Raw genomic sequence first — 20385 nt, forward strand, 5'->3', positions numbered from 1 at the left:
GAACGTCTCATTGCGCGTAAAGGTAGGCAGCGACATCGCGCGCCTCGGCTTCGGTGATGCCGGTGGCGGGCATTGCGGTGCGGGGCGAGAAGGCCTGTGGCGTCACGATCCATTGGACCAGATTGTCCGGCGCGTTGGTCGCAACGCCGGCGATGTAGACGCGCGTCCTGAGATCGGACAGCGAAGCACCGACCTGGCCGTCGCTGCCGGGAATGCCTGGGATGGTGTGGCATCCCGCGCAACCATAGCGGCGGATCAGCGCCGGCGCGCGGCTCGGATCACCCCCCGTCATGGTGCGGGCGATGCTTTCATTCTGCCGGCGCTCATTGCGCGCGAAGCCCGTCGCGACCGCCGCAGCGATGAGGAGGCTTGCTGTCCCCAATGCGATGGCTGACCAGCTAGAGCGCGTGAAGCGCATCGGCACGCTCCCTGTCTTGCCCGGCGCCTCGGATCCAGAGCGCGATCAGCGCGAGCGCAGCGCCGGCATAAATCGTCCCCGCGGGGACCCACATGATGATGCCAGCCAGTTGCTGGTCCTCGAGCGGCGTCAGGCCCCAGGCCGCCGCGGCGTCGGCTTGCTGCCGGTAGAGGAGATGCGGCGCCAGCGCCATCAGCGCGCCGAGGATGCTCGTGTGCAGCATGGTGACGAAGACATGCCAGGCAGCACTGCCGGTTTGGCTGCGCCGGAACACCGACCACCAGAACAGGATCGCGGTCAGGAAGAAACTCAGATGCTGCACCCGGTGCAGGACGATATTCTCCAGCGCGGCATCGAACAGCGCCGGCGCGTGCCAGGCCCAGATCGCGATCCCATGCAGCAGTGTAGCGTTGCGGCCGGCGCTCAGCAGGGTCCAGAGCCGCGTGGTGAGCGGATGTCGCATCGCCCAGCCGATCGCGAGCCGTGCGTGTCGCGGCAACGACCATAGCAACGGTCCGACCGGCCTTGCGATCACGAGCAGCGGTGCCGCTATGGCCATCAGAATCTCATGCTCGATCATGTGGAACGAGAGGAGGCGCTCCCCGAGCCAATGCAGCGGGGACACCAGCGCGCCTGCCAGCGTCAGCCAGCCCGCGCCGCAGACGATATCCTGCGCGATGCGTTTGCGGCCTTTGCGCGCCAGCAACAGCCTGCCGATGCCGTACATGAGGCCGAAAAGCATCAGCGGCGCGACAATCCACGGATCGGTCGTCCAGCTCGGAGCCGCAGCCCCGGGCGGCGAACCATGGGCATAGACCGAGTGCGGCATCGACCAGGCTATCGCGGCGAAGGCTATTTTTCGCATCCGGTCAACACCATTGCAGCGACGCCCTGCATCAGCAGGGCGAAAGTGAAGAGGGTCGCGGAGAGCGCGCTCACGGTGCCGCCGAAATCGGCATTGCTCCGGTGCTCGCCGCTGCCGCCGATCACCCGGCGCGAAGACAGCCATGATGCGAAGCTCGACGCTATCGTGAACGCCGCACCGATGAACGAGGTGGCGGCGGACAAATGGAGCTGCGAGCGGCAATCGGCATACGGCAGGACCTGCCCGAGCTGCATGTTCGCAGCCCAGACCAGCGGCGCGAACCAGAGGCCTACCCAGATCGAGAGATGGGTGAAGAGCTTCGATGCGCTCATAGCCGTGCCAGCCAATAGATGCAGCCATAGATCGGAAGCCAGGTCGCGACGACAAAGTTCCAATACATGGCGTTGTCCTGGACGTCGCCGAACCTCCTCGGGCTATGGCCGTGGCGCGTGAACATCAGGGCCGCCAGCACCAGTGTATCGACGAGATCGGTGATGATGTGGATGGTGTGGAGGCCGAGCAGGGTCCACACCACTGAACCGTAGGCGTTGCTGTCCCAGCTCACCTTGAGGGCGGGGAATTCGAAAATGCGCACGATCAGCGGGACGGTGCCGAGGAGCGACATGATCACAATCCCGATCCGGACCTTGCCCAGGTCCTGCTGCTCCGCCCAGCGCGAGAGCAGGACGTTGGGGACGAGACTGGCCAGCAGGATCAACGTCACGAGCGTGCCCGGGAGCAGATCGGGCGCCTGCGTATTGATCGGCCAGGCCGTCGCCATGCTCATCAGGTAGAGATAGACGGCGATGGCGAGCGCGAAGCCGGTGCCTTCGATGAGCATGAAGGCGAGTGTGCCCCACCAGGTGACGCTCGCGGTCCCCAAACCGTGCAGCGGCAATTTGCCGAGATCGAGCACGATCCTCTCTCTCATGACTCGTCCTCCGGCGTACCCTTGGGCCAGAACCAGCCGATCAGCGCGACCGCGACCGGGATGGAGCCCCAGACCACGGCCCATGGCGAGAAGATCGACCAGATCAGCATGATCGTGGTCGCAATCGCCGCCCACAGCGGCCAGATCGAATTCTGCGGCGAGGCGTCGCGCGCCTGCGGTTCGGCCGTTGCCAGCGTGGTCACGATCAGCTCGCGGCGATCGGTGCGCAGGCCGTCGGCGACAGGGAGAGTATCACGCTCGCTCCACAACGGGTGCAGGCTGCCGACGACCGGGATCATCGCGAAATTGTAGCTCGGGGGAGGGGATGTCGTCGCCCATTCCAGGGTCGGCGCATCCCAGGGATTGTCCGGCGCAACCTCGCCGGAGCGCGCACTCCGGATGACATTGACGAAGAACAGCAGGAAGCCGGCTATGAGGATCACTGCACTGAGGCTGATGAACAGGTTAAGTCCGTGCCAGGGCAGATCGGGCTGATAGGTGTAGATGCGGCGCGGCATGCCCTCGAGCCCGAGGATGTGCATGGGAAAGAACGTCGCGTTGAAGCCAATGAAGATCAGCCAGAACGACCACCGTCCGAGCGTTTCGCTCATCATGCGCCCGGTCAGCTTGGGAAACCAGTAGTGGATGGTACCAAGCAACGGAAACACGGCGCCGCCGATCAGCACGTAGTGAAAATGCGCGACGACGAAATAGGTGTCGTGCACCTGGGTGTCGAACGGTACGGAAGCGACCATCACGCCGGTCAGTCCGCCGATGACGAAGGTCACGATGAAACCGATGATGAAGAGGAGCGGGGTCTTGAACACCGGCCTGCCGTCCCACAGCGTCGCGATCCAGCAGAAGATCTGGATCCCGGCGGGGATCGCGATCGCCATGCTGGAGGCTGTGAAGAAGCTGTCGCCGAGCCGCGGCAGCCCCGCCACGAACATGTGGTGCACCCACAAGCCGAAAGAGAGGATGCCGGTCGCGATCAGCGCCATCACGAGGCCGAGATAGCCGAAGGCCGGCCGTCTCGCGAACGGCTCGATCATGGTCGAGACCATGCCCGCGGCGGGCAGAAAGATGATGTAGACTTCGGGGTGGCCGAAGAACCAGAACAGATGCTGCCAGAGCAGCACGTCACCGCCCTCGGCCGGATTGTAGAAATGCGTGCCAACGAGGCGGTCGAGGATCAGGCTGGTACTCGCGATCATGATCGCCGGCATCGCCATGATCACGAGGAACGACGTCACCAGCATGGCCCAGACGAATACCGGGATGCGGTCGAGCGTCATGCCAGGCGCGCGCTGCTTGAATATGGTGACGACCAGCTCGACCGCGACGGCGAGCGCGGAAAGTTCGGTGAAGGTGATCATCTGCGCCCAGATGTCGGCACGCTTGCCGGCGCCGTATTGCGGGCCCGACAGCGGCACATAGGCAAACCAGCCGACGTCGGGCCCCATGTCGAGCGCGAACGCGGTCCAGAGCAGCATGCCGCCGGCGAGATAGATCCAGTAGGAGAAGGCGTTCAGGCGCGGGAAGGCGATGTTGCGGGTGCCGACCATCAGCGGCACGAGATAGACCGCCACCGCTTCCATCACGGGCACGGCGAACAGGAACATCATGTTCGCGCCGTGCATCGTGAAGATCTGGTTGTAGCGATCGGGACCGAGCAGGCGCGCCTCGGGCTGCGCGAGCTGAATGCGCATCAGGGCGGCCAGCACGCCGCCGAGGGCGAGGAAGACGAAGGCGGTGAAAATGTAACGACGGCCGATGATCTTGTGGTCCACGGTGGCGAGCGCGCCCCAGAAGCCGGATGGTGTCGTCCACGTCTCCGCCAGCGCGCCGGTCAGTTTCGTGCGCGCGATATCGATGTCGCGCATACCGGTCGTTGTAGCAGGACGGTTCATTTCAGGCTCGCCAGATAGGCCGATACCGCGCGCAGCTCGTCGGGCGTCAGCGGCACCATCGGCATGTTGTTGCCGGGCTTGATGGTCTGGGGATCGGCGATCCAGGCCGCGAGCGAGCCGCGTGTGGTCTCGAACAGGCCGGCGGCGATGGTGCGGCGGCTGCCGACATGGGTGAGATCGGGCCCGCTGGTGCCGGCCGCCGCTGTGCCGCGAATGGTGTGGCAGGCCGCGCAGGGCTTCGCCAGGAAAGTTTGCAATCCGGCGGCGGTTTCCTCGTCGGGCGGTCGCGCCGCCGCCTGCCTTTGTGCAGCCGCCCATTGATCGAAATCGTCTTGCGTTTCGGCGATGACCAGCAGCGCCATATGTGCGTGCTGCATGCCGCAGAACTCGGCGCATTGACCGCGATAGACGCCGGCGTGCTCGGCGCGGATGGTGAGCTCGTTCGGGCGGCCGGGAACGAGATCCTGCTTGCCGGCGAGGCTCGGGACCCAAACGGAATGGATCACGTCGACGCCTTCGAGCTTGAGCCGGACATTGCGGCCGACGGGAATGTGGATCTCGTTGGCGGTCTCGAACCGGCTTGAAGGATCGGGGCCGACATATTCGAGACCCCACCACCATTGCAGGCCGCGCACCCGGATCGTCAGATCGTCCTGCCCCGCGACGGTGAGTGCGCGGGTCGCGATGAAGCTCATGATGGTGAAGGTGCTGATGATGAGAACGGTGGCGACGACGGCGCCGATGACGGCAATGGTCAATCGCCGCTCACGGCCCGGTTCGGCAGGCGCCGGCCGCGCATCGCGGCCGCGCCACAGCGCGGCGATCAGCGCAGCCATCACCAGCATCCAGACCGCGGAGCAGACCGCGACGATCAGGATGATGAGGTGTTTCAGGCTGATCGCCGAGGTGCCGTAGACGTCGAGCGCGGACTGCCAGTTGCCCCCGCAGCCAGCCAGCGGCGTCGCGAGCATTGCGCTCGAACAGGCTTTGCGGACGGCGCGGATCACGGTGTCGGTCCCTGATCCGGATGTACGGGCGAGGGGCCTTCATCGAACAACAGCTTGGCCGGCGCGCGGTTCTCGGCGGGCCGGGTCTGCTTCTCGTCGTTGCGGCTCGGCGCGGCGGTCTTGCCTTCGTAGGAGCCGATGGTCTGCACATACCCGGCGAGCTGCCAGATCTGATCCGTCGTCATCCTGTCGCCGAACGCCGGCATGCCGTGCGGCCGTCCATCCCGGATCGAGGCGAAGATCGAGACCATCTCGGGGCCGTAGTACCACCAGCCGTCGAGGAAGCCCGGCCCGCTGCCGCCCTGGCCGTCGCCATGGCAGCTCTTGCAGCCGAACCACGCATAGAGCCGCTTGCCCTGGCTGAGATTGTAGGCGTTGACCTCATAGGGCTTGCCGAGCACAAAATAGACATCCGGGGGCGCGCCGCTGATGCGGTTCGGCATCAGCGCGATCTTGTCGAGCGCGTCGGCGATCGGCGGATCGAGCCGCAATTGCCGCTCTTCCCGCTGGCATCCCGCCAAAGCGGTTGCAAGAGCAAGGAGAACGCCGGCCATCCGTTGCATCTGATCGCTTGATTTCAGGGAACTACATTCCTCAATCGGCTCGCCGAACCAAAGTTCCTCGCGCTCAATTGACGTTGTCGCCGAGCATGTTGCGAAAGGCGGTGACGACGGCGGCAACGCCGCTCGTGCCGCGCATCAGCGCGATCTCGCCCTGCTGCTCGTGGCGAATGGCGTGCGCCATGATGCGCAGGCGCAGATCGCCGCCGCTGTGCCACATCCGATTGGCCATCCTGACCGCGCCGCGGTGATGCTTGCTCATCGTCTCGACGAACAGCGTGTCGAACTGGTCCGGCGGCGCGGTCTTGACCTGTCGCATCTCGGCCGCCGTCAGGAAGCCCGGCATCGCCGCACGCTCCTCGGTGCTGCAATCGGGCATCTCCGTGTCGAACCAGCTCAGCCACCAATTCTCGAAGATCCTGACCTCACCGGCCTGGCTTGCGACCATCAGCATCGCGAGCTTTCTCAGATGCGGATCTTGCGCGCGCGCCGCGGCCACCTGCGCCAGCTCGATGCCCTGCGCATGGTGTGCGGTCATGTGACGGATGTAAGCCTGGTCCAGATCCCTGTCGCGGCCCATCCACGGCAGCTCGTAGCCGCGGCTGCCGAACAGCGCGGTGATGCCGAGCAGGGCGACCACAGCGACCGCACCGGTGCTCCACATGTTGGTGAAGCGCACATCGCGTCCCGGCGCAGTCCCGGCCCGCCAGCGCAGGCGGGCGAACAGGGGGTACATTAGGGCGGAGGAGGCATGGACCAGCAGCCCGATCCAGTACGGCTGTTGCAGCGTGAACAGCGGTTGCCAGAACGGAAACAGCGGCACAAGCACGAACCATTCCATGCCTGAGGAGAACACGGCCCAGGGCAGCGCGAGCATGAGGATCGTCACCGGCCGCAGGTCTTCGGTCCAGCGCCCGAGCACACCGAAGAAGAACAACGCCCAGGAAAAATCCGCCCATTGGTGAAAAGCGATGCCGGTCAGGATCGCGCTCCAGGACGGCTCGGAGCTGATCGCCCAATCGCGCGCGGGAATGGCGGCGACCGTCATCCAGTCGACCGCGGCGTCGCGGCCGATGCGGGCGGCGAAGAGCTGGCTGACGATGGTCGAGAAGGTGCTGCTGATCAGGCCGAGTTCGGCCGCGGCGACCCAGCGCGAACGCCGCCGTTCGCCGGTGGTGCGCCGCGCCCCACTGCCAAGTGCTGGTCGCGGCTCGGCGTTCACGTCAGCTGCTTGAGCTTCTTCAGCGGATTGAGCTCGCTCGGCTTGTCCTGTTCGTCGCGTCCGCGCTCGGCTTGCGCCTTGCCGTCATCGTGCAGATCCTGGTCGCCGATGATCTCGCCGACGGCCTGCTTGGTCTTGCCGGCGATCCGCTGCTGAAGACCTTTGGTCTTGCCCATGAGCTGCCTCCAATATGTCCTGCCTCCGGCTGCGCGCCGCTACCCCGGCGCATGAAGGGGGCGTTGAGCACCGGGGCTGCGGTTTCGTCCGAATTGCTTCCGGCGGCGGGGGAGATGCCGGAAGCGTTGATGAGACTCTTCGAGGCGCCGATGGTTCCTTCGCCGTCACCGAGGTTCGAGCGCGATGATCACGCCCTCATTGCCCCGCAGCAGGATGGAAGCATCCGGCATTGGCTCGGGCGCCCGATCCAGCTGCGTCGACATCAGGAGGCGGCCGCGACCCTGCCAGTGCCATGTCCGTGGTTCAGCCGCGACATTGAGCGCGACCAGGATTTCGTTGCGGCCGTCGATCCGTCTGTAGGCAAGGACATCGTTCTGCGACCGCAGCGGCTCGTAACCGCCCCGACGTAGGCATAGATGCTCGCGCCGCAGCGCTATCAGCGCGCGAAACAGTGTCAGGATCGAATGCATGTCGTGCTGCTGTCCGGCGATGCTGGCGGCGCTATCAGAGGGCTCCAGCGGCAGCCATGGACGGCCCGTGGTGAAGCCGCCCTCGGGACTGTCGTCCCATCGCATCGGCGCGCGTTCGGGATCGCGGCACAGGCCATAGCCCGGTACGAGCTTCTCGAAGGGATCGCGGACTCGGTCGGGCGGGATCGGGACGCGCTTGCGGCCGATCTCGTCGCCCATGAACAAGAACGGTGTCCCCCGCAGCGTCATCAGCAGCATCGCCAGCACGCGCATCTGCGGCGCGCCGATCTTGCTCGCGATCCGCTGCTTGTCATGCCCGCCGATCACCCAGACCGGCCAAGCATGTTCCGGTATGGCGTTGAAATACGCATCGATCGTCGCTTGCAGCGACAGCGCATCCCATTCCGAGTCGAGCAGCGCGAAGTTGAGCGGCAGGTGCAGGCGCGGCCGGTCGTTGTCGTAGAAGTGCCCGATGCGGTCTGTCTTGCCCTGAACCTCGCCGCACAGCATCCGGGCGGGATAGCTGTCGATGACCTCTCGAATGAACTCGATGCAATCCATCGTCTCGGGCCGATCGTCGGTGAAGACGGGCGTGTGGCGCTGCGGCGGCGGCTTGCCCTCGGCTTGCGGATTTGGCGGGTTGTCGCGCAGAAGTTCATCCTTGATCAGGACCGCGCTGGCGTCGACTCGAAAGCCATCGACGCCGCGGTCGAGCCAGAAGCGCATCGCATCGGCGATCGCGGCGCGCACCGCCGGATTGCGCCAATTGAGATCGGGCTGCTCGACGAGAAAGGAATGATAGTAATATTGCCGCCGCGCCTCGCACCATTCCCAGCCGCTGCCACCGAACCGGCTCAGCCAGTTGTTGGGCGGGCCGCCATTCTCGGCAGGATCGGCCCAGATGTACCAATCCGCTTTCGCGCTATTGCGCGAGCTCGAGCTCTCGACGAACCATGCGTGATCGTTCGCGGTGTGATTGGGAACGAGGTCGAGGATGAGCCGGATGCCTGCGGCGTGCAGCGCCTCGATGAGGCGGTCGAATTCGTCGAGACTACCGAAAGCGGGATCGATCGAGCAATAGTCGGAGATGTCGTAGCCGAGGTCGCGGAAAGGGCTCTTGTAGATCGGCGTCAGCCACACCGCGTCGACGCCGAGCCATTTCAGGTAATCGATGCGCGACATCAGTCCGGCGAGGTCGCCCTTGCCGTCGCCGTTGGAGTCCTGGAAGGAGATCAGCGCGATCTCGTAGATGACGGCGGATTCCCACCATGCCGCCTCGTCACGGGACGCGATGCTCATCGCCTGGCTTCACCTCGTTATGCCCAGCGTGAGCTGCGATCTGCCTTGCTGCGGTTCTGGCGCTCTCGATTCCCCTGGGGAAACCGCTGCGGCTCGGATAGAGCTTGCGCCGTGCGTCGCGCGGCGGACGTCGCGGCTTGGTGTCCTGCGCGGCGCGGTAGTCGAGCACGGCGATGCCGCCGACCATCAGCAGTGCGAGCGCGATGTTGCCCTTCTTGGGGTTGTCCGACGTCAGCCCTGAAAGCAGCGCGGCGGCATCGAGGCCGTCGCCGCCGACGCGGGCCCACAGGCCGGCGTTCTTGTCCACCGAGAGCGACATGATCCCGGCCAGGATCTCGCGTACCCCGAAGGCCCGGACCATCGTCTCGCTGCCTTCCATGCCCAGCGTGCGCGTGACGCGCCTTGGCGCGAAGAGCTCGACCACACCGAGGCCGATGCTGAACCAGCCCAGCGCGCGCGCGAGCTGGTCCGCCGGCTGCTTCAGGCTCGGGCCGCCTTCGATGATCTTGGGGTCGCCCTTGGTCCGCACGATGTTGGAGAAATGAAACATGGATTTGCTCCTTCAGGGCTTCAGCACGACCTTGACGCAGGAATCTCGCTTGTCGCGGAACACCTGGTACATCTCCGGTCCCTGTTCGAGCGGGACGGTGTGGGTGATGACGAAAGACGGGTCGATCTCGCCCTCTTCGATGCGGCGGAGCAGGTCGTCGGTCCAGCGGTTCACGTGAGTCTGGCCGGTGCGCATCGTCAGGCCCTTGTTCATGAAGGCGCCCATCGGCAGCATGTCGGACAGGCCGCTGTACACGCCCGGCACGGAGATGATGCCGCCGGGACGGCAGACATAGATCATCTCGCGCAGCACGTGAGGCCGGTCGCTCTCCGCCATCACCATCTGCTTGGCGCGGTCGAGCAGGGTGTCGGGCAGGGAAGCCATCACATGCGATTCCATGCCGACGCAGTCGATGCATTTTTCCGGGCCCCTGCCGTCGGTGAGCTCGTTCAGCCGTTCCACCACGCTCTCGGTCTCGAAATTGATCGTGGTGGCGCCGCCGGCCTCCGCCATGCTGAGCCGATCGGGCAGGCAGTCGATCGCGACCACCTGGTTGGCGCCGAGCAAGATGGCGCTGCGGATCGCCATCTGGCCGACCGGCCCACAGCCCCAGATCGCGACCGTGTCGGTCGGCTCGATGTCGCATTGCGCGGCGGCCTGCCAGCCCGTCGGGAAGATGTCGCTGAGGAACAGCAATTGCTCGTCGGGGATGCCGGCGGGCACCTTGATGTGAGTGGCGTCGGCAAAGGGCACGCGGAGATATTCAGCCTGGCCGCCGGGATAGCCGCCGGTCAGATGCGTATAGCCGAACAGGCCGGCCGTCGTGTGTCCGAACACCTTGTCGGCCAGATGGCGCTTGCGGTTGGTGGTCTCGCACACCGAAAAATTGCCGCGCTTGCACTGGTCGCATTCGCCGCAAATGATCGTGAAGGGCACGACGATACGGTCGCCCTTCTTGAGCTTTCCATCGACGCCCGAGCCGACCTCGACCACTTCGCCCATGGTCTCGTGGCCCATGATGTCGCCGGGCAGCATGCCGGGAATGAAATTGTGGAAGAGATGAAGGTCGGAGCCGCAGATGGCGCAGCTCGTGACCTTGATGATCGCGTCGCGCGGATCCTGGATCTCCGGGTCTGTGACGGTGTCGCAGCGGATGTCCTCCTTGCCGTGCCAGACCAGCGCCTTCATCTTCCGTCCTCCCGGTTGAGCTACGTGCGATCTAAGTCCAGGAATGAACGATGGTTGCTATCGCCGCGCGCAAATTCTTCGCACTGCGCAAATAGGAACGAGGGAGCAGGGCAGCCATTGAGCGTCATCGCCTCAATTCCAAGACCTCAATTCCAAGGATATGCGCATGCCCGCCAATCAACTCGCCGTCGTCACAGGTGCCTCCACCGGTATCGGCCTGGAACTCGCCAGGTGCTGCGCGCAGGCAGGTTTCAACCTCGTCATCGCCGCGGACGAACCTCAGATCGAGCGGGTTGCGGTCGATCTGCGCCGGGTCGGCGGCAGCGTGGAGCCGGTCGAGGCCGATCTTTCCACCACCGAGGGCGTCGACAAGCTCTGTGCCGCCGTCGCCGACCGGCCGATCGATGCGCTGCTGGCCAATGCCGGCATCGGTCTCGGCAAGGCCTTCCTCGACCAGGACTTTGCCAGGGTGAAACGCCTCATCGACACCAACATCACCGGCACGCTGTATCTGATCCATCGCGTCGGCAACGAAATGCTTCGCCGCAATGCGGGCCGGATCCTGATCACCGGCTCGATCGCCGGGTTCATGCCGGGCAGTTTCCAGGCCGCCTACAACGCGAGCAAGGCGTTCCTGGATTCCTTCTCGTTTGCGCTGCGTGAGGAGCTGCGCGACAGCGGCGTGACCGTCACCTGCCTGATGCCGGGTGCGACCGAGACCGAGTTCTTCCGCCGCGCCGGCATGATGGACACCAAGGTCGGTACCGAGAAGAAGGACGGCGCCTACGATGTCGCCAAGGCCGGGTTCGACGCGATGCTGCGCGGGGACTCCGACATCGTCACCGGGCTGAAGAACAAGATCCAGACGACGGTCGCCAACGTCACGCCGAACGAGTTGCTGGCCAAGCAGCATCGCAAGATGGCGGAGCCGGGCACCGCGCGGTCGTAGAGCGACGCCGTCGCAGTCGCGCGGAGCTGCGCGAACCGTCCTGCGAACGGGCGAAGGGAAAAAGCCGATTCACATAGCCTAATGCGCAGCGGCCCCGAAACGGTCCAAATTGTACGGGCTGAAACAGACTGCGATGGCGATGGATCGCATCGAGCAGGCCTTTGTCGCGACTGCGGTCACGGGTTTTCTCGTGATGATGGTGGCAATCGTCTGGATGATGATGAGCTAAACGGGGGGAGCTTGCCGTCTTGCGCGTCGCGCTACCCTACGCCGCTGTTATCCTGTGCCTGGCGGTGACGGCCTGGATTGCTTTCGCGCATCTGCTCTGATGATCGATCCGGCGCGCCCTCAGATGAGCGGGCGCGGCCCGCTTTCTGGCTGTCCCGGTGCGGCGGCTTGCGGCGCTCTTGCGCCAGCTCATCGCGCAGCCGCTGCCCGCTCACGAGATGGTCGGTGCTGCGCAGCAGCGCCATGCCCTCGCGCACCAGCTCGCGCGACTGGCTGAGCAGCTGCTTGTCGAGGTCGATATCAGGTGTGTAGATCATCGAACGTCACTCTCCAATGCGAGAAGTGGGCAGAACGTGCCGCGCTGCACGTCATGCACGCCGGTCGCCGACGAGCCCCGCCATGGTCCGCGCCATGGCCACGATATCGATCGGCTTTTCCCAGAGCGGTACGTCGTGGAATTCCGGCGCGATGCTCACCTTCTCGTACCCGGTGGTGAAGACGAAGGGCACGTCGCGCGCCCTGAGCTCCCTGGCGATCGGAAAGATCATCTCCGTCCGGATGTTGACGTCGAGCACGGCGCCGTCAAGTGCTACGCCCCCGTGCAGCATCGCCGTCGCGTCCTCGATGTCCCCGACGGGACCCGCGATCTCCGCGCCGAGCGTGCGCAGCGCAGCGCCGATGTCGTCGGCGAGAAAATATTCGTCCTCGACCACAAGGATACGGCGCCCTGCCAGGGGCGCGCGCTGAGGAGACGATGCGAGCGAACCAGACATGATCCCTCCAGCAATCCCTTCAGGCAAATAGGAACATAAGACCTGAAGCCAGTTTGGTGCAAACGATGCAATCGGTGCCAGGTTCCATGAGCAATCGCGACGTCATCGTCATCGGCGGCTCGGCTGGAGCCACGCAGCCGTTGAAACAGATTCTAGGCCGTCTGCCCGCGGACTTGCCGGCTGCCGTCTTCATCGTGCTGCACATTCCGGCGCAGGGCATCGGCATTCTCTCGACGGTTGTCAGCAGTGCCGGCCCGCTTCCGGTCCGGCAGGCCGAGAGCGGCATGAAGATCGAGCCCGGCCAGATCTATCTGGCCGCGCCTGACAATCACCTGCTGCTGTCCGGGGATCACATTTTCCTGGGCCGTGGCCCGCGCGAGAACATGGTTCGGCCGGCGATCGATGCGTTGTTTCGTTCAGCGGCTCTTTATCACGGCCCGCGCGTGATCGGCGTGCTTCTCAGCGGGCTGCTGTCCGACGGCGCGGCCGGCCTCAATGCCATCAAGCGCTGCGGCGGGATGGCCGTGGTGCAGGACCCTTCGGACGCAATTTCCGACGAGATGCCGCGGCGCGCAATGGAGGCGACGACGGTCGATCTCTGCGTTCCCGGCGCAACCATGGGCGACGTGCTGTCCGAACTCGTCAGGGAGCCGGCTGGAGCCGCGCTGCCGATCCCGCCCGAGATCAGGCTCGAGGTCGAGATTGCGGCCGGAGAGCGGATCGGAAGCGACAAACTGACCTCGATAGGAAAGCCCGTCGCACTGACATGTCCCGCCTGCGGGGGTGTGCTGTCCGAGGTCAAGGATGCCCGTCCGATGCGCTTCCGCTGCCAGGTCGGCCATGGTTTCACCGCCGATGCCCTCGCCAAGGAGCAGGAAGGGCGCGTCGACGAGGCCCTGCGCGTGGCGCTGCGGATCATAGAGGAGCGCGCGGAGCTCGTGCAGCGCATGGCAGCCGACGGCAGGCGCAGCGGACGGGCAGCCGTGGCGGAGATGTACGAGGCTCGGGCACTCGAATACCGCGAATATGCCGACACGATCCGACGCGTCGTGCTAAAGTCGCTCGACCCTTCCGTAGGCAAATGGGAGGCCTGAAAGCGCTATCATGGCCATCTCGCTTGCCGAACGCACCGCGCAGCTCGATGCCGAGCAACGTCTCCTGGTGAAGGCCGATCAGGACCTCGATGAGGGGCGGCAGCGCATCCGCGATCAGGAAGATCGGGTGCGTGAGCTGATGACCGGCGGACACGACACGCAGCAGGCGGAGCGGCTGGTCAGCCTGCTCAAGCAGACCCTGGTCGAATGGGAGCGCCACCGTGTCCTGATCGCGCAGCGGGTCGCGTATCTTCGGCAGGAGGTCGAGGCTGGTTAGGAGAGGCGGCTGGCCTGCTGAGCTGTTGATCAGGGCAGCAAGCTGCCGCTCGGCGTACTGGCCCCGGTCTTTCCGGGCGGGGGCGGGCGTCCGCACTGGCGCGATCGGCGCGCCTGATCGAGATCCTCAGACCTCGCATGGCGGGTTCCCTCCGCCGTGCTGGCCGAGTATGGACCTGACCGCCGGCGCCAACAACGTTGGGGCTTCGGGACGTTTTTGCGTTTAATGTGTTGGGGTAATATCGATTTCTGCTATTTGCAGGAGCCGGGTGCCTATTGGTCCGGCGCGAACGAGAGCCACCAGAGCCATGCAGGAAGTCGGCGACCAGCCGGTTCAAGGAGAGCGCCGGATCAAGACTCCGCTGATCATAGGGGTGGGCGCCTCGCCCGGTGCGCTGGACAGTATCGAGCGCTTCTTTGCCTCGCTGACAGTCGGGGCCGATCAGGCCATCGTGCTGGCGCTTCAACATCATGGGACTTTCGACGAGCAACGGCTGCGCGGGATCGTGCAGGCGTCAAATGGCGGCAGCGTCGCCGATGTCCGGGATGGCCACGCGATCGAGGGCGGTACGATCTATCTGTGCCCGCCGGCGATGATCACCACGATCCAGGGCGACCGGTTCGCGATCCGCAAGGCGGAACAGGCGCCAGGCGAGCGCGCCACGATCGACAGCTTCCTGGTCTCGCTGGCGGAGGAGCGCGCGGAACGATCCATCGGCGTCATCCTTGCCGGGACCGGCGGTGACGGAACGCTCGGCACGGCGGCGCTGAAGGATCACGGCGGCATCGCGATCGCGGAAAAGGTCGCTGGGATGGAAGAGGCCGCGCATCTGGCCGACGGCAACACGCCCGCTTCGATCGCTGACTACGTGCTGCCGCCGGAGGAGATCCCCGAGCACATCCAGGTCTATGCCCGGCACCTGCGGCGCCTGGACGCGAAGCAGGGATTCGACGAGGTGCTGGCCGCGGCGGCGAGCTCGCTGTCGCGGGTCGCCGACATCCTTCGCGCCAAGACCGGCAACGATTTTAATGGATACAAGCAGAACACTTTCCTGCGCCGCGTGCAGCGGCGCATGCAGGTGGCCCAGATCGACGACATCTCCGCCTATGTCGATCTCCTGCGCAACGACAAGGACGAAGCGCAGCATCTCTTCAACGACCTCTTGATCGGCGTCACTCAGTTCTTCCGCGACAAGCGCGAGTTCGAGGTGCTGGAAACCCAGATCATTCCGTGGATCTTCGAGGGAAAAGGCGCGGGCCAGCAGGTGCGCATTTGGGTGCTCGGCTGCGCCACCGGCGAGGAGGCCTATTCTATCGGCATTCTCCTGCGTGAGCACATGGCACGCATGGAGTCCCCGCCGCAGGTTCAGATCTTCGCCACCGACATCGACGGACGCGCGCTCGCGAGCGCGCGCGTCGGCCGCTACCGCAGCAATATCGAAGCCGACATGACCAGCGAGCGCCTGGCGCGCTGGTTCGTGCGTGAGGGGGACACCTACTGCGTGGTGAAGGAGCTGCGCGAGATGTGCATCTTCTCGCAGCACAATGTCATCAAGGACGCACCGTTCTCGAAGCTCGACCTCGTCTCCTGCCGCAACCTGCTGATCTATCTCAATGCCGAACTGCAGAACCGGGTGATCCCGCTGTTCCACTTCGCGCTGCTGCCGGACCGCTACCTGTTCCTCGGAAATTCCGAGAACGTGACGCGGCACCCGAAGCTGTTCGTGCCTGTCGACCGCCGCGCGCGCATCTTCAAGAAGCTGGAAACCGGAACGCGGCTGCCGCCGGAGTTTCCGATCACGACGGCGGCGGGCAGGGCGCCGGCCGAAGTTACGGCCTTGCGCTCGTTCGGCCCCGATGTCGGACTGGAGCGCCGCGCGCAGCGCATCGCGGAACGCTATGCGCCCGCCTATGTCATCACGGACGACAGTTTCCACATCCTGCATTTCTCCGGACGGACCGGCCGCTACATCGAGCCGACGGCGGGCGCCGCCACGCTCGACCTGCTCCAACTGATCCATCGTGACCTCCGCCTGGAGTTGCGCACGGCGCTCGGCCGCGCCGCGGAATCGAACGAAGCGGCCCATGCCGAGCAGGTGCAGCTCGGACAGAACGGTCACCGCGTGCTGGTGGATATCACCGTGGAGCCGATTCAGGAGGGTAACGGCGGCCAGCGCAACTTCGTCGTCCTGTTCAAGGACGGTCCAACTCGCGTCGTCGATGCCGATCAGAGCAATCCGAATGTGTTGGTTCGCACCGAGCACATCGAGCGTCTCGAAGGCGAGTTGCGTGCGACGCGCGAACGTCTGCAGGCGACGATCGAGGAGCTTGAGAGTACCAACGAGGAGCTGAAATCTTCCAACGAGGAATACCAGTCGCTCAACGAAGAGCTTCAGTCGGCGAACGAAGAACTGGAGACCTCGCGCGAGGAATTGCAGTCGGTCAACGAGGAGCTGACCACCGTCAACGGCGAGCTGGCGCACCGTGTCCAGGAATTGACGCGCGCCACAAGCGACCTCAAGAACTTCCTCGAGAGCACGCAGATCGCGACCGTGTTCCTCGATAACGATCTGCGCGTGATGAACTTCACGCCTGCCATCGCGCAGATCTTGCATCTCGTCGAGACGGATACGGGCCGGCCCCTCGCCCACATCAAGGCGCGCATCCCGATCGAGGAGCTCTATGACGACATCCGTCGGGTGCTGCGCACGCTCGCCGGCGTCGAACGCGAGCTGAGCGCGCCGGACAGCGGCACGCGTTACATCGTGCGCATCCTGCCATATCGGAGCATCGACAATTTCATCGCGGGCGTCGTTATCACTTTCGTTGACGTGACCGCCATCACCCGTGCCGAGGAGCGCCAGCGCCTGCTGCTCGCCGAGCTCCAGCACCGCGTTCGCAACACGCTCGGCGTGGTGCGCTCCATCGCCCGCCGTTCGGCCGAATCCAGCACGACCGTCGAGGAATGCGCCTCCCATCTCGACGGCCGGCTCAGCGCATTTGCTCGCACCCAGGCGATGGTGACGCGCGATCCCGAAGGCGGCGTCGATCTCGAATATCTCGTGGTCGAGGAGTTCGTGGCCTACAACGCGCGCGAAGGCGACCAGATGCGGGTCTCTGGGCCGAAGGTGCGCTTCCGGTCCAAGGCCGCGGAGACGTTTGCGCTCGCGATTCACGAGCTTGCGACCAACGCACTGAAATACGGCGCCCTGAGCCAGCCCGGCGGGCGCGTCGAGATCACGTGGCGTCTCGACGAGATCAGGGAGCCTGGCGAGCTCGTCTTTGAATGGCGCGAGCGCGGCGGTCCTCCGGTCAAGCCGCCGTCGCGCAAGGGTTTTGGCACGGAGCTTCTGGAGCGGACGCTAGCTTTCGAATTCAAGGGGCAGACTACGATGACATTCGACCCTGCGGGGTTGGAATGCACGATCGCAATTCCCCTCGACAAGCGCACGTTCCATACACCGGTGGTGGCTGGCTGATGCCGTTGTCGACTCTCGAACGCAGCGTCGCAGAGCCGGTCATTCGCCGGCTGAGCGCACTCAGGCATTGTCTACCGAGGCCCGAGCATCGCTCGAAAATGCCATGCTCGAAGGCCTTCACCGTGCCGGATCGGGGGAGGACCTGATCTCCGAGGGCGACCCAGTCGACAGCGTTCGCGTCGTGCTGTCGGGCTGGCTCTGCCGCTACAAGACGCTCGAGGACGGCCGGCGCCAGATCGTCAATTTCATCTTCCCGGGCGAGAGCTGCGACGCGCATGCGTTCCTGCTCTCGGTGATGGATCATTCTATCGCGACGATGACGCCGGTGGTCTACAGCGAGATCAAGCGCGCGCGATTCGAGAACCTGATGGCTAGCGATCGCTCACTCGCGGAGGCGTTCTGGTGCGAGACCCTCGTCAGCGCCGCCATTCAGCGCGAATGGGCGACCAATCTCGGTCGTCGCGTTGCGCTGGAGCGCGTGGCCCATCTGTTCTGCGAGACGTTCGAGCGGCTTCGCCCCGTCGGGATGGTCGACGGAAATTCCTGCGTGATGCCCGTGACGCAGATGGATCTCGCCGACGCGACGGGACTGTCCGTCGTTCACCTCAATCGGACTCTTCAGGAGCTACGCGCGTCGGGTCTGATCATATTGCGCGAGCGGACGCTGACCATTCCCGATCTCGATGCGCTCAAGGATGCGGCGCTGTACTCGCCGAGCTATCTGCAACCGTATCGAGCGGCCGAAGCGACGCGGTGAGGCCGGCGTTCCTGCGCTCGGACGCGTTGCGTCGGTGACACGGGGTCAGGGCGGGAGACCATCCTGTTCGCAATCATGCCGGCTTGCGATGTGGCCCATCCTGCGCATCATCAGCTTGTTCGCTTGGAAAAGGCTCGTGCATTCGCCGGCCGAGAAACGTATCCGGCTGAGGAAGCTCCAGAACTTTTCGCGCCTTGCGGATAGCCTCGCGAACCTGCTGTACGTGCCTCTGATCGGATTCCGAAGGATAGTGAGTCTGCTTCGCCATCGAGCGCGCTCCCCTGATCATGCAGGCGGGAGCGCCATCGGTCTCTCAGCCACCAGCGCCTACGGGCGGAGCCTCAGCTGATGATGAGGTGACCGTACACCTGCCGCAGCATCTCGGCCAACGAAATCGGGGGATTTGCCGGTCAAGTTCCGTTCCGATCGCTGCTTCTGGTTGAAGACCCCTCGAAAACGGTTGTGAACGCTTGATCCAGGTTAGTCAGCGATGCTTTTTGAGCGGTTGGCGCGATTTGAGTAACCTATGCAAGGGCGTGCTCATGAGCTTCGGTGCATGATGGCGGATGCCCGACGCTCTGTTTGCCCGCGCCACACGTGCTATTGAAGAGAGCCGCGCCCTCCGGGAGCAGCACAGACAGGCTGCGGGCCATTACGGCGAAACCGTCAACGATCTGCGTCTGGCCATCATGGATAGCGCGATGCTGCGCTCGGAGATCAAGGCGCGCCGGGACAACGAGAAACCATAACTCCGGTCTTTTTACGGAAGTGCGCAACCGTTCCCCTTCCGGAACGTTGATAGTCGGTGAACCTGTGCGGCTGGGCCCGCCAACGCCAGAACGCAACGGCGCGTTCGACCTCATGCAGCAGGGAGAACGCCTGATGACGGTGCGACATCGGTTCAAGCATGCAGAGACCTTGGAAGCGCGCTTGGCCGCCGAGGCGGAGCGGCTGCGTGAACAGGCCAGCTCGCTTCCGCCCGGAGCGGCGCGCGACGAGATGTTGCGCAAGGCGCGTCAGGCGGAAACGGGATCTCAGATGAGCGAATGGCTGCGGTCACCGGGCCTGCAGCCGCCGGATTAGGCATGCGGCCGCCAGCGTGCAGCCTGTCAGGCTGCACGCGCCGGGAACGGGTTAGATGTCGGCGCGTACCGATGCGCTGGTGTCGTGGGCAGAAACCGGAAAAATGAGCACCACGTCCATCGTCCCCGTTGCGTCCGGTTGTCACCCGGCGGTGCGGGAATCAACGCCGCTTGGCAGCTTTGGTTCGCCGGTTGTAGGGCGAGCGGTTCACGGGCCTCAGTGAAATCCCTTCGCGTTGCGCCTTGCTGCGGATGGCCGCGACCGGGCGCTGAAGCTTGATGCTCATCACGCCGGTCGGCGTGTTGCCTTTCGCCAGCTGCTTCAGCTTGCTCACATCCGCCGGCGTCCACCGCTCGCGCGCGCGGCGCTTGTAGGCGGGATTTGCCTTGCGCGGTCCCTTGCGGCCGATCGGCGAGCCCGGCCGCTTCCATGCTGCTTTTGCCATGATGTTCCTCCTTCAAGTCGTTCTTGAACATGCGAATCAGCATTTCGGTTCCGGCGCAGTGAGGATCGATCGGTGGTTCGCACGTCGCTCGCGCAAAATCGTACCGCGTTAACTTATTGAAATGCTGGAACCGCAAGTTGCGGCGGAAGCTACAAACGCGCTTCCGGAACTGGGCCGCCCCAACCGGCAGCGACTTGACTGACAGGCAACTTGGGTCCCGGCGCCCAACCTCCCGCCGGGGCCAGCTTTCTCCATCCGAAATCCAACGTGAAAGCCCAATGACCGCCAAACGTAACCGCAGGAAACAGACCCAATCGCTCCAGGAGCGCCTGGCCGCCTTTGCCGAGAACGCCCGCGACCGCGCGCGCAGCCTGCCGCCCGGCAGGGAACGCGAGATGCTGCTGCGACGCGCCAAGCAGAACGAGGTGACCTCGAACCTGACAGACTGGCTGAGCGCGCCCGTGTCTCCAAGACGGGGACACTCCTGATGGGGAGCATCAAGCATTACCGCGCGTTTCAGATCGATCCGGACGGACATGTATTCGGGTGCATCAATCTGGTCTGCGACGATGACGAGCAGGCCAAACGCGAAGCGGCCGCGCTCGTGCTGGTCCACCGTATCGAGCTGTGGCGGCTCGACCAACGCATCGCGCAATTCGATCTGCCGCGGGAGGCTGCTCGCCAGTAGAGCTCGGGGAACCGTG

24 protein-coding genes and 1 pseudogene are annotated in these 20385 nt (G+C 64.8%); 9 read left to right on the plus strand and 16 right to left on the minus strand.

Annotated features, from left to right (window positions below; genetic code table 11):
• Positions 1–7: 7 nt before the first annotated feature.
• The 12 genes from EHH60_RS02165 to EHH60_RS02220 form a co-directional block, all read right to left on the minus strand.
• Positions 8–418, minus strand: coding sequence for a c-type cytochrome (locus EHH60_RS02165; RefSeq protein WP_124157852.1), 411 nt, complete (start codon positions 416–418; stop codon positions 8–10).
• Entirely contained in the window at positions 399–1283 is an 885-nt protein-coding gene (locus EHH60_RS02170) for a cytochrome c oxidase assembly protein (RefSeq protein WP_124157853.1), read from the minus strand. The genes EHH60_RS02165 and EHH60_RS02170 overlap by 20 nt, the downstream gene beginning before the upstream one ends.
• Positions 1271–1615, minus strand: a complete 345-nt coding sequence (locus EHH60_RS02175; protein WP_124157854.1) for a hypothetical protein — start codon at positions 1613–1615, stop codon at positions 1271–1273. Before EHH60_RS02175 ends, EHH60_RS02170 begins: the two co-directional genes overlap by 13 nt.
• Positions 1612–2214 (minus strand): cytochrome c oxidase subunit 3, encoded by a 603-nt coding sequence (locus EHH60_RS02180; RefSeq protein WP_124157855.1) that lies wholly within the window; start codon positions 2212–2214, stop codon positions 1612–1614. Before EHH60_RS02180 ends, EHH60_RS02175 begins: the two co-directional genes overlap by 4 nt.
• Positions 2211–4097, minus strand: a complete 1887-nt coding sequence (gene ctaD / locus EHH60_RS02185; protein WP_245454392.1) for a cytochrome c oxidase subunit I — start codon at positions 4095–4097, stop codon at positions 2211–2213. Before ctaD ends, EHH60_RS02180 begins: the two co-directional genes overlap by 4 nt.
• Positions 4098–4120: 23 nt before the next feature.
• Complete coding sequence (gene coxB, locus EHH60_RS02190; protein WP_124158331.1) at positions 4121–5095, minus strand: cytochrome c oxidase subunit II; 975 nt, start codon at positions 5093–5095, stop codon at positions 4121–4123.
• A gap of 32 nt (positions 5096–5127) precedes the next feature.
• Positions 5128–5685 (minus strand): c-type cytochrome, encoded by a 558-nt coding sequence (locus EHH60_RS02195; RefSeq protein ID WP_124157857.1) that lies wholly within the window; start codon positions 5683–5685, stop codon positions 5128–5130.
• A gap of 73 nt (positions 5686–5758) precedes the next feature.
• Positions 5759–6913 (minus strand): DUF305 domain-containing protein, encoded by a 1155-nt coding sequence (locus EHH60_RS02200; protein WP_124157858.1) that lies wholly within the window; start codon positions 6911–6913, stop codon positions 5759–5761.
• The gene (locus EHH60_RS02205; RefSeq protein ID WP_027575113.1) at positions 6910–7089 is read right to left on the minus strand and encodes a hypothetical protein; all 180 of its coding nucleotides are present in this window, start codon (positions 7087–7089) and stop codon (positions 6910–6912) included. Before EHH60_RS02205 ends, EHH60_RS02200 begins: the two co-directional genes overlap by 4 nt.
• Positions 7090–7254: 165 nt before the next feature.
• Positions 7255–8859, minus strand: coding sequence for an alpha-amylase family glycosyl hydrolase (locus tag EHH60_RS02210; RefSeq protein WP_124157859.1), 1605 nt, complete (start codon positions 8857–8859; stop codon positions 7255–7257).
• Positions 8840–9409, minus strand: a complete 570-nt coding sequence (locus tag EHH60_RS02215) for a hypothetical protein (protein WP_124157860.1) — start codon at positions 9407–9409, stop codon at positions 8840–8842. Before EHH60_RS02215 ends, EHH60_RS02210 begins: the two co-directional genes overlap by 20 nt.
• Before the next feature lie 12 nt (positions 9410–9421).
• Positions 9422–10597, minus strand: coding sequence for a zinc-dependent alcohol dehydrogenase (locus tag EHH60_RS02220; protein ID WP_124157861.1), 1176 nt, complete (start codon positions 10595–10597; stop codon positions 9422–9424).
• 166 nt (positions 10598–10763) lie between these two features.
• Between EHH60_RS02220 and EHH60_RS02225 the strand changes: the two genes are divergently transcribed.
• Complete coding sequence (locus tag EHH60_RS02225) at positions 10764–11546, plus strand: SDR family NAD(P)-dependent oxidoreductase (protein ID WP_124157862.1); 783 nt, start codon at positions 10764–10766, stop codon at positions 11544–11546.
• Positions 11547–11806: 260 nt separating this feature from the next.
• Here the strand turns inward: EHH60_RS02225 and EHH60_RS02230 are convergent, their stop codons facing one another.
• Positions 11807–12091: a hypothetical protein gene (locus EHH60_RS02230; protein WP_124157863.1), complete on the minus strand. Its 285-nt coding sequence runs from the start codon at positions 12089–12091 to the stop codon at positions 11807–11809.
• Positions 12092–12142: 51 nt separating this feature from the next.
• Positions 12143–12547: a response regulator gene (locus EHH60_RS02235; protein WP_124157864.1), complete on the minus strand. Its 405-nt coding sequence runs from the start codon at positions 12545–12547 to the stop codon at positions 12143–12145.
• 86 nt (positions 12548–12633) lie between these two features.
• On the opposite strand from EHH60_RS02235, the gene EHH60_RS02240 reads away from it, so the two are divergent.
• The 4 genes and pseudogenes from EHH60_RS02240 to EHH60_RS02255 all read left to right on the plus strand — a co-directional run bounded on the left by EHH60_RS02240 (position 12634) and on the right by EHH60_RS02255 (position 18153).
• Positions 12634–13641, plus strand: a complete 1008-nt coding sequence (locus tag EHH60_RS02240; RefSeq protein WP_124157865.1) for a chemotaxis protein CheB — start codon at positions 12634–12636, stop codon at positions 13639–13641.
• Positions 13642–13651: 10 nt separating this feature from the next.
• Positions 13652–13918, plus strand: coding sequence for a hypothetical protein (locus tag EHH60_RS02245; protein WP_124157866.1), 267 nt, complete (start codon positions 13652–13654; stop codon positions 13916–13918).
• A gap of 307 nt (positions 13919–14225) precedes the next feature.
• Positions 14226–17396 (plus strand): CheR family methyltransferase, encoded by a 3171-nt coding sequence (locus EHH60_RS02250; RefSeq protein ID WP_124157867.1) that lies wholly within the window; start codon positions 14226–14228, stop codon positions 17394–17396.
• Positions 17396–18153: pseudogene (locus EHH60_RS02255) on the plus strand (Crp/Fnr family transcriptional regulator). The gene EHH60_RS02250 and the pseudogene EHH60_RS02255 overlap by 1 nt, the downstream one beginning before the upstream one ends.
• Positions 18154–18226: 73 nt before the next feature.
• Here the strand turns inward: EHH60_RS02255 and EHH60_RS02260 are convergent.
• Positions 18227–18421 carry a hypothetical protein gene (locus EHH60_RS02260; RefSeq protein ID WP_124157868.1) on the minus strand — a complete coding sequence of 65 codons (195 nt, stop codon included), beginning with the start codon at positions 18419–18421 and terminating at the stop codon, positions 18227–18229.
• 298 nt (positions 18422–18719) lie between these two features.
• Here EHH60_RS02260 and EHH60_RS02265 point away from each other — a divergent pair, with 298 nt between their 5' ends.
• Both EHH60_RS02265 and EHH60_RS02270 read left to right on the plus strand, forming a co-directional pair.
• The gene (locus tag EHH60_RS02265) at positions 18720–18902 is read left to right on the plus strand and encodes a hypothetical protein (protein WP_124157869.1); all 183 of its coding nucleotides are present in this window, start codon (positions 18720–18722) and stop codon (positions 18900–18902) included.
• A 133-nt stretch (positions 18903–19035) separates the two neighbouring features.
• Positions 19036–19236, plus strand: a complete 201-nt coding sequence (locus EHH60_RS02270) for a hypothetical protein (RefSeq protein WP_124157870.1) — start codon at positions 19036–19038, stop codon at positions 19234–19236.
• Between the two features lie 160 nt (positions 19237–19396).
• Here the strand turns inward: EHH60_RS02270 and EHH60_RS02275 are convergent, their stop codons facing one another.
• Positions 19397–19681 (minus strand): hypothetical protein, encoded by a 285-nt coding sequence (locus EHH60_RS02275; RefSeq protein ID WP_124157871.1) that lies wholly within the window; start codon positions 19679–19681, stop codon positions 19397–19399.
• 278 nt (positions 19682–19959) lie between these two features.
• On the opposite strand from EHH60_RS02275, the gene EHH60_RS02280 reads away from it, so the two are divergent.
• Together EHH60_RS02280 and EHH60_RS02285 are read left to right on the plus strand one after the other, a co-directional pair.
• Positions 19960–20169 (plus strand): hypothetical protein, encoded by a 210-nt coding sequence (locus tag EHH60_RS02280; RefSeq protein WP_124157872.1) that lies wholly within the window; start codon positions 19960–19962, stop codon positions 20167–20169.
• On the plus strand, positions 20169–20369 hold the full coding sequence (locus EHH60_RS02285; protein WP_124157873.1) for a hypothetical protein: 201 nt from the start codon (positions 20169–20171) through the stop codon (positions 20367–20369). The genes EHH60_RS02280 and EHH60_RS02285 overlap by 1 nt, the downstream gene beginning before the upstream one ends.
• Positions 20370–20385 lie beyond the last annotated feature (16 nt).

This window comes from Bradyrhizobium sp. RP6 (genome assembly GCF_003837805.1).
In the GTDB taxonomy this organism is placed as follows: Bacteria; Pseudomonadota; Alphaproteobacteria; order Rhizobiales; family Xanthobacteraceae; genus Bradyrhizobium.

Excerpts from the sequence above, each read along its gene's own strand:
- EHH60_RS02280 (WP_124157872.1), top strand. The coding sequence starts at position 19,960 with ATGACCGCCAAACGTAACCGCAGGAAACAGACCCAATCGCTCCAGGAG.
- EHH60_RS02275 (WP_124157871.1), bottom strand. The coding sequence starts at position 19,681 with ATGGCAAAAGCAGCATGGAAGCGGCCGGGCTCGCCGATCGGCCGCAAG.
- EHH60_RS02230 (WP_124157863.1), bottom strand. The coding sequence starts at position 12,091 with ATGATCTACACACCTGATATCGACCTCGACAAGCAGCTGCTCAGCCAG.
- coxB (WP_124158331.1), bottom strand. The coding sequence starts at position 5,095 with ATGCTCGCGACGCCGCTGGCTGGCTGCGGGGGCAACTGGCAGTCCGCG.
- EHH60_RS02170 (WP_124157853.1), bottom strand. The coding sequence starts at position 1,283 with ATGCGAAAAATAGCCTTCGCCGCGATAGCCTGGTCGATGCCGCACTCG.
- EHH60_RS02245 (WP_124157866.1), top strand. The coding sequence starts at position 13,652 with ATGGCCATCTCGCTTGCCGAACGCACCGCGCAGCTCGATGCCGAGCAA.
- EHH60_RS02260 (WP_124157868.1), bottom strand. The coding sequence starts at position 18,421 with ATGGCGAAGCAGACTCACTATCCTTCGGAATCCGATCAGAGGCACGTA.
- EHH60_RS02285 (WP_124157873.1), top strand. The coding sequence starts at position 20,169 with ATGGGGAGCATCAAGCATTACCGCGCGTTTCAGATCGATCCGGACGGA.
- EHH60_RS02265 (WP_124157869.1), top strand. The coding sequence starts at position 18,720 with ATGCCCGACGCTCTGTTTGCCCGCGCCACACGTGCTATTGAAGAGAGC.
- EHH60_RS02240 (WP_124157865.1), top strand. The coding sequence starts at position 12,634 with ATGAGCAATCGCGACGTCATCGTCATCGGCGGCTCGGCTGGAGCCACG.
- EHH60_RS02175 (WP_124157854.1), bottom strand. The coding sequence starts at position 1,615 with ATGAGCGCATCGAAGCTCTTCACCCATCTCTCGATCTGGGTAGGCCTC.
- EHH60_RS02180 (WP_124157855.1), bottom strand. The coding sequence starts at position 2,214 with ATGAGAGAGAGGATCGTGCTCGATCTCGGCAAATTGCCGCTGCACGGT.
- EHH60_RS02220 (WP_124157861.1), bottom strand. The coding sequence starts at position 10,597 with ATGAAGGCGCTGGTCTGGCACGGCAAGGAGGACATCCGCTGCGACACC.
- EHH60_RS02195 (WP_124157857.1), bottom strand. The coding sequence starts at position 5,685 with ATGGCCGGCGTTCTCCTTGCTCTTGCAACCGCTTTGGCGGGATGCCAG.
- EHH60_RS02205 (WP_027575113.1), bottom strand. The coding sequence starts at position 7,089 with ATGGGCAAGACCAAAGGTCTTCAGCAGCGGATCGCCGGCAAGACCAAG.
- EHH60_RS02165 (WP_124157852.1), bottom strand. The coding sequence starts at position 418 with ATGCGCTTCACGCGCTCTAGCTGGTCAGCCATCGCATTGGGGACAGCA.
- EHH60_RS02225 (WP_124157862.1), top strand. The coding sequence starts at position 10,764 with ATGCCCGCCAATCAACTCGCCGTCGTCACAGGTGCCTCCACCGGTATC.
- EHH60_RS02210 (WP_124157859.1), bottom strand. The coding sequence starts at position 8,859 with ATGAGCATCGCGTCCCGTGACGAGGCGGCATGGTGGGAATCCGCCGTC.
- EHH60_RS02235 (WP_124157864.1), bottom strand. The coding sequence starts at position 12,547 with ATGTCTGGTTCGCTCGCATCGTCTCCTCAGCGCGCGCCCCTGGCAGGG.
- EHH60_RS02250 (WP_124157867.1), top strand. The coding sequence starts at position 14,226 with ATGCAGGAAGTCGGCGACCAGCCGGTTCAAGGAGAGCGCCGGATCAAG.
- EHH60_RS02215 (WP_124157860.1), bottom strand. The coding sequence starts at position 9,409 with ATGTTTCATTTCTCCAACATCGTGCGGACCAAGGGCGACCCCAAGATC.
- ctaD (WP_245454392.1), bottom strand. The coding sequence starts at position 4,097 with ATGCGCGACATCGATATCGCGCGCACGAAACTGACCGGCGCGCTGGCG.
- EHH60_RS02270 (WP_124157870.1), top strand. The coding sequence starts at position 19,036 with ATGACGGTGCGACATCGGTTCAAGCATGCAGAGACCTTGGAAGCGCGC.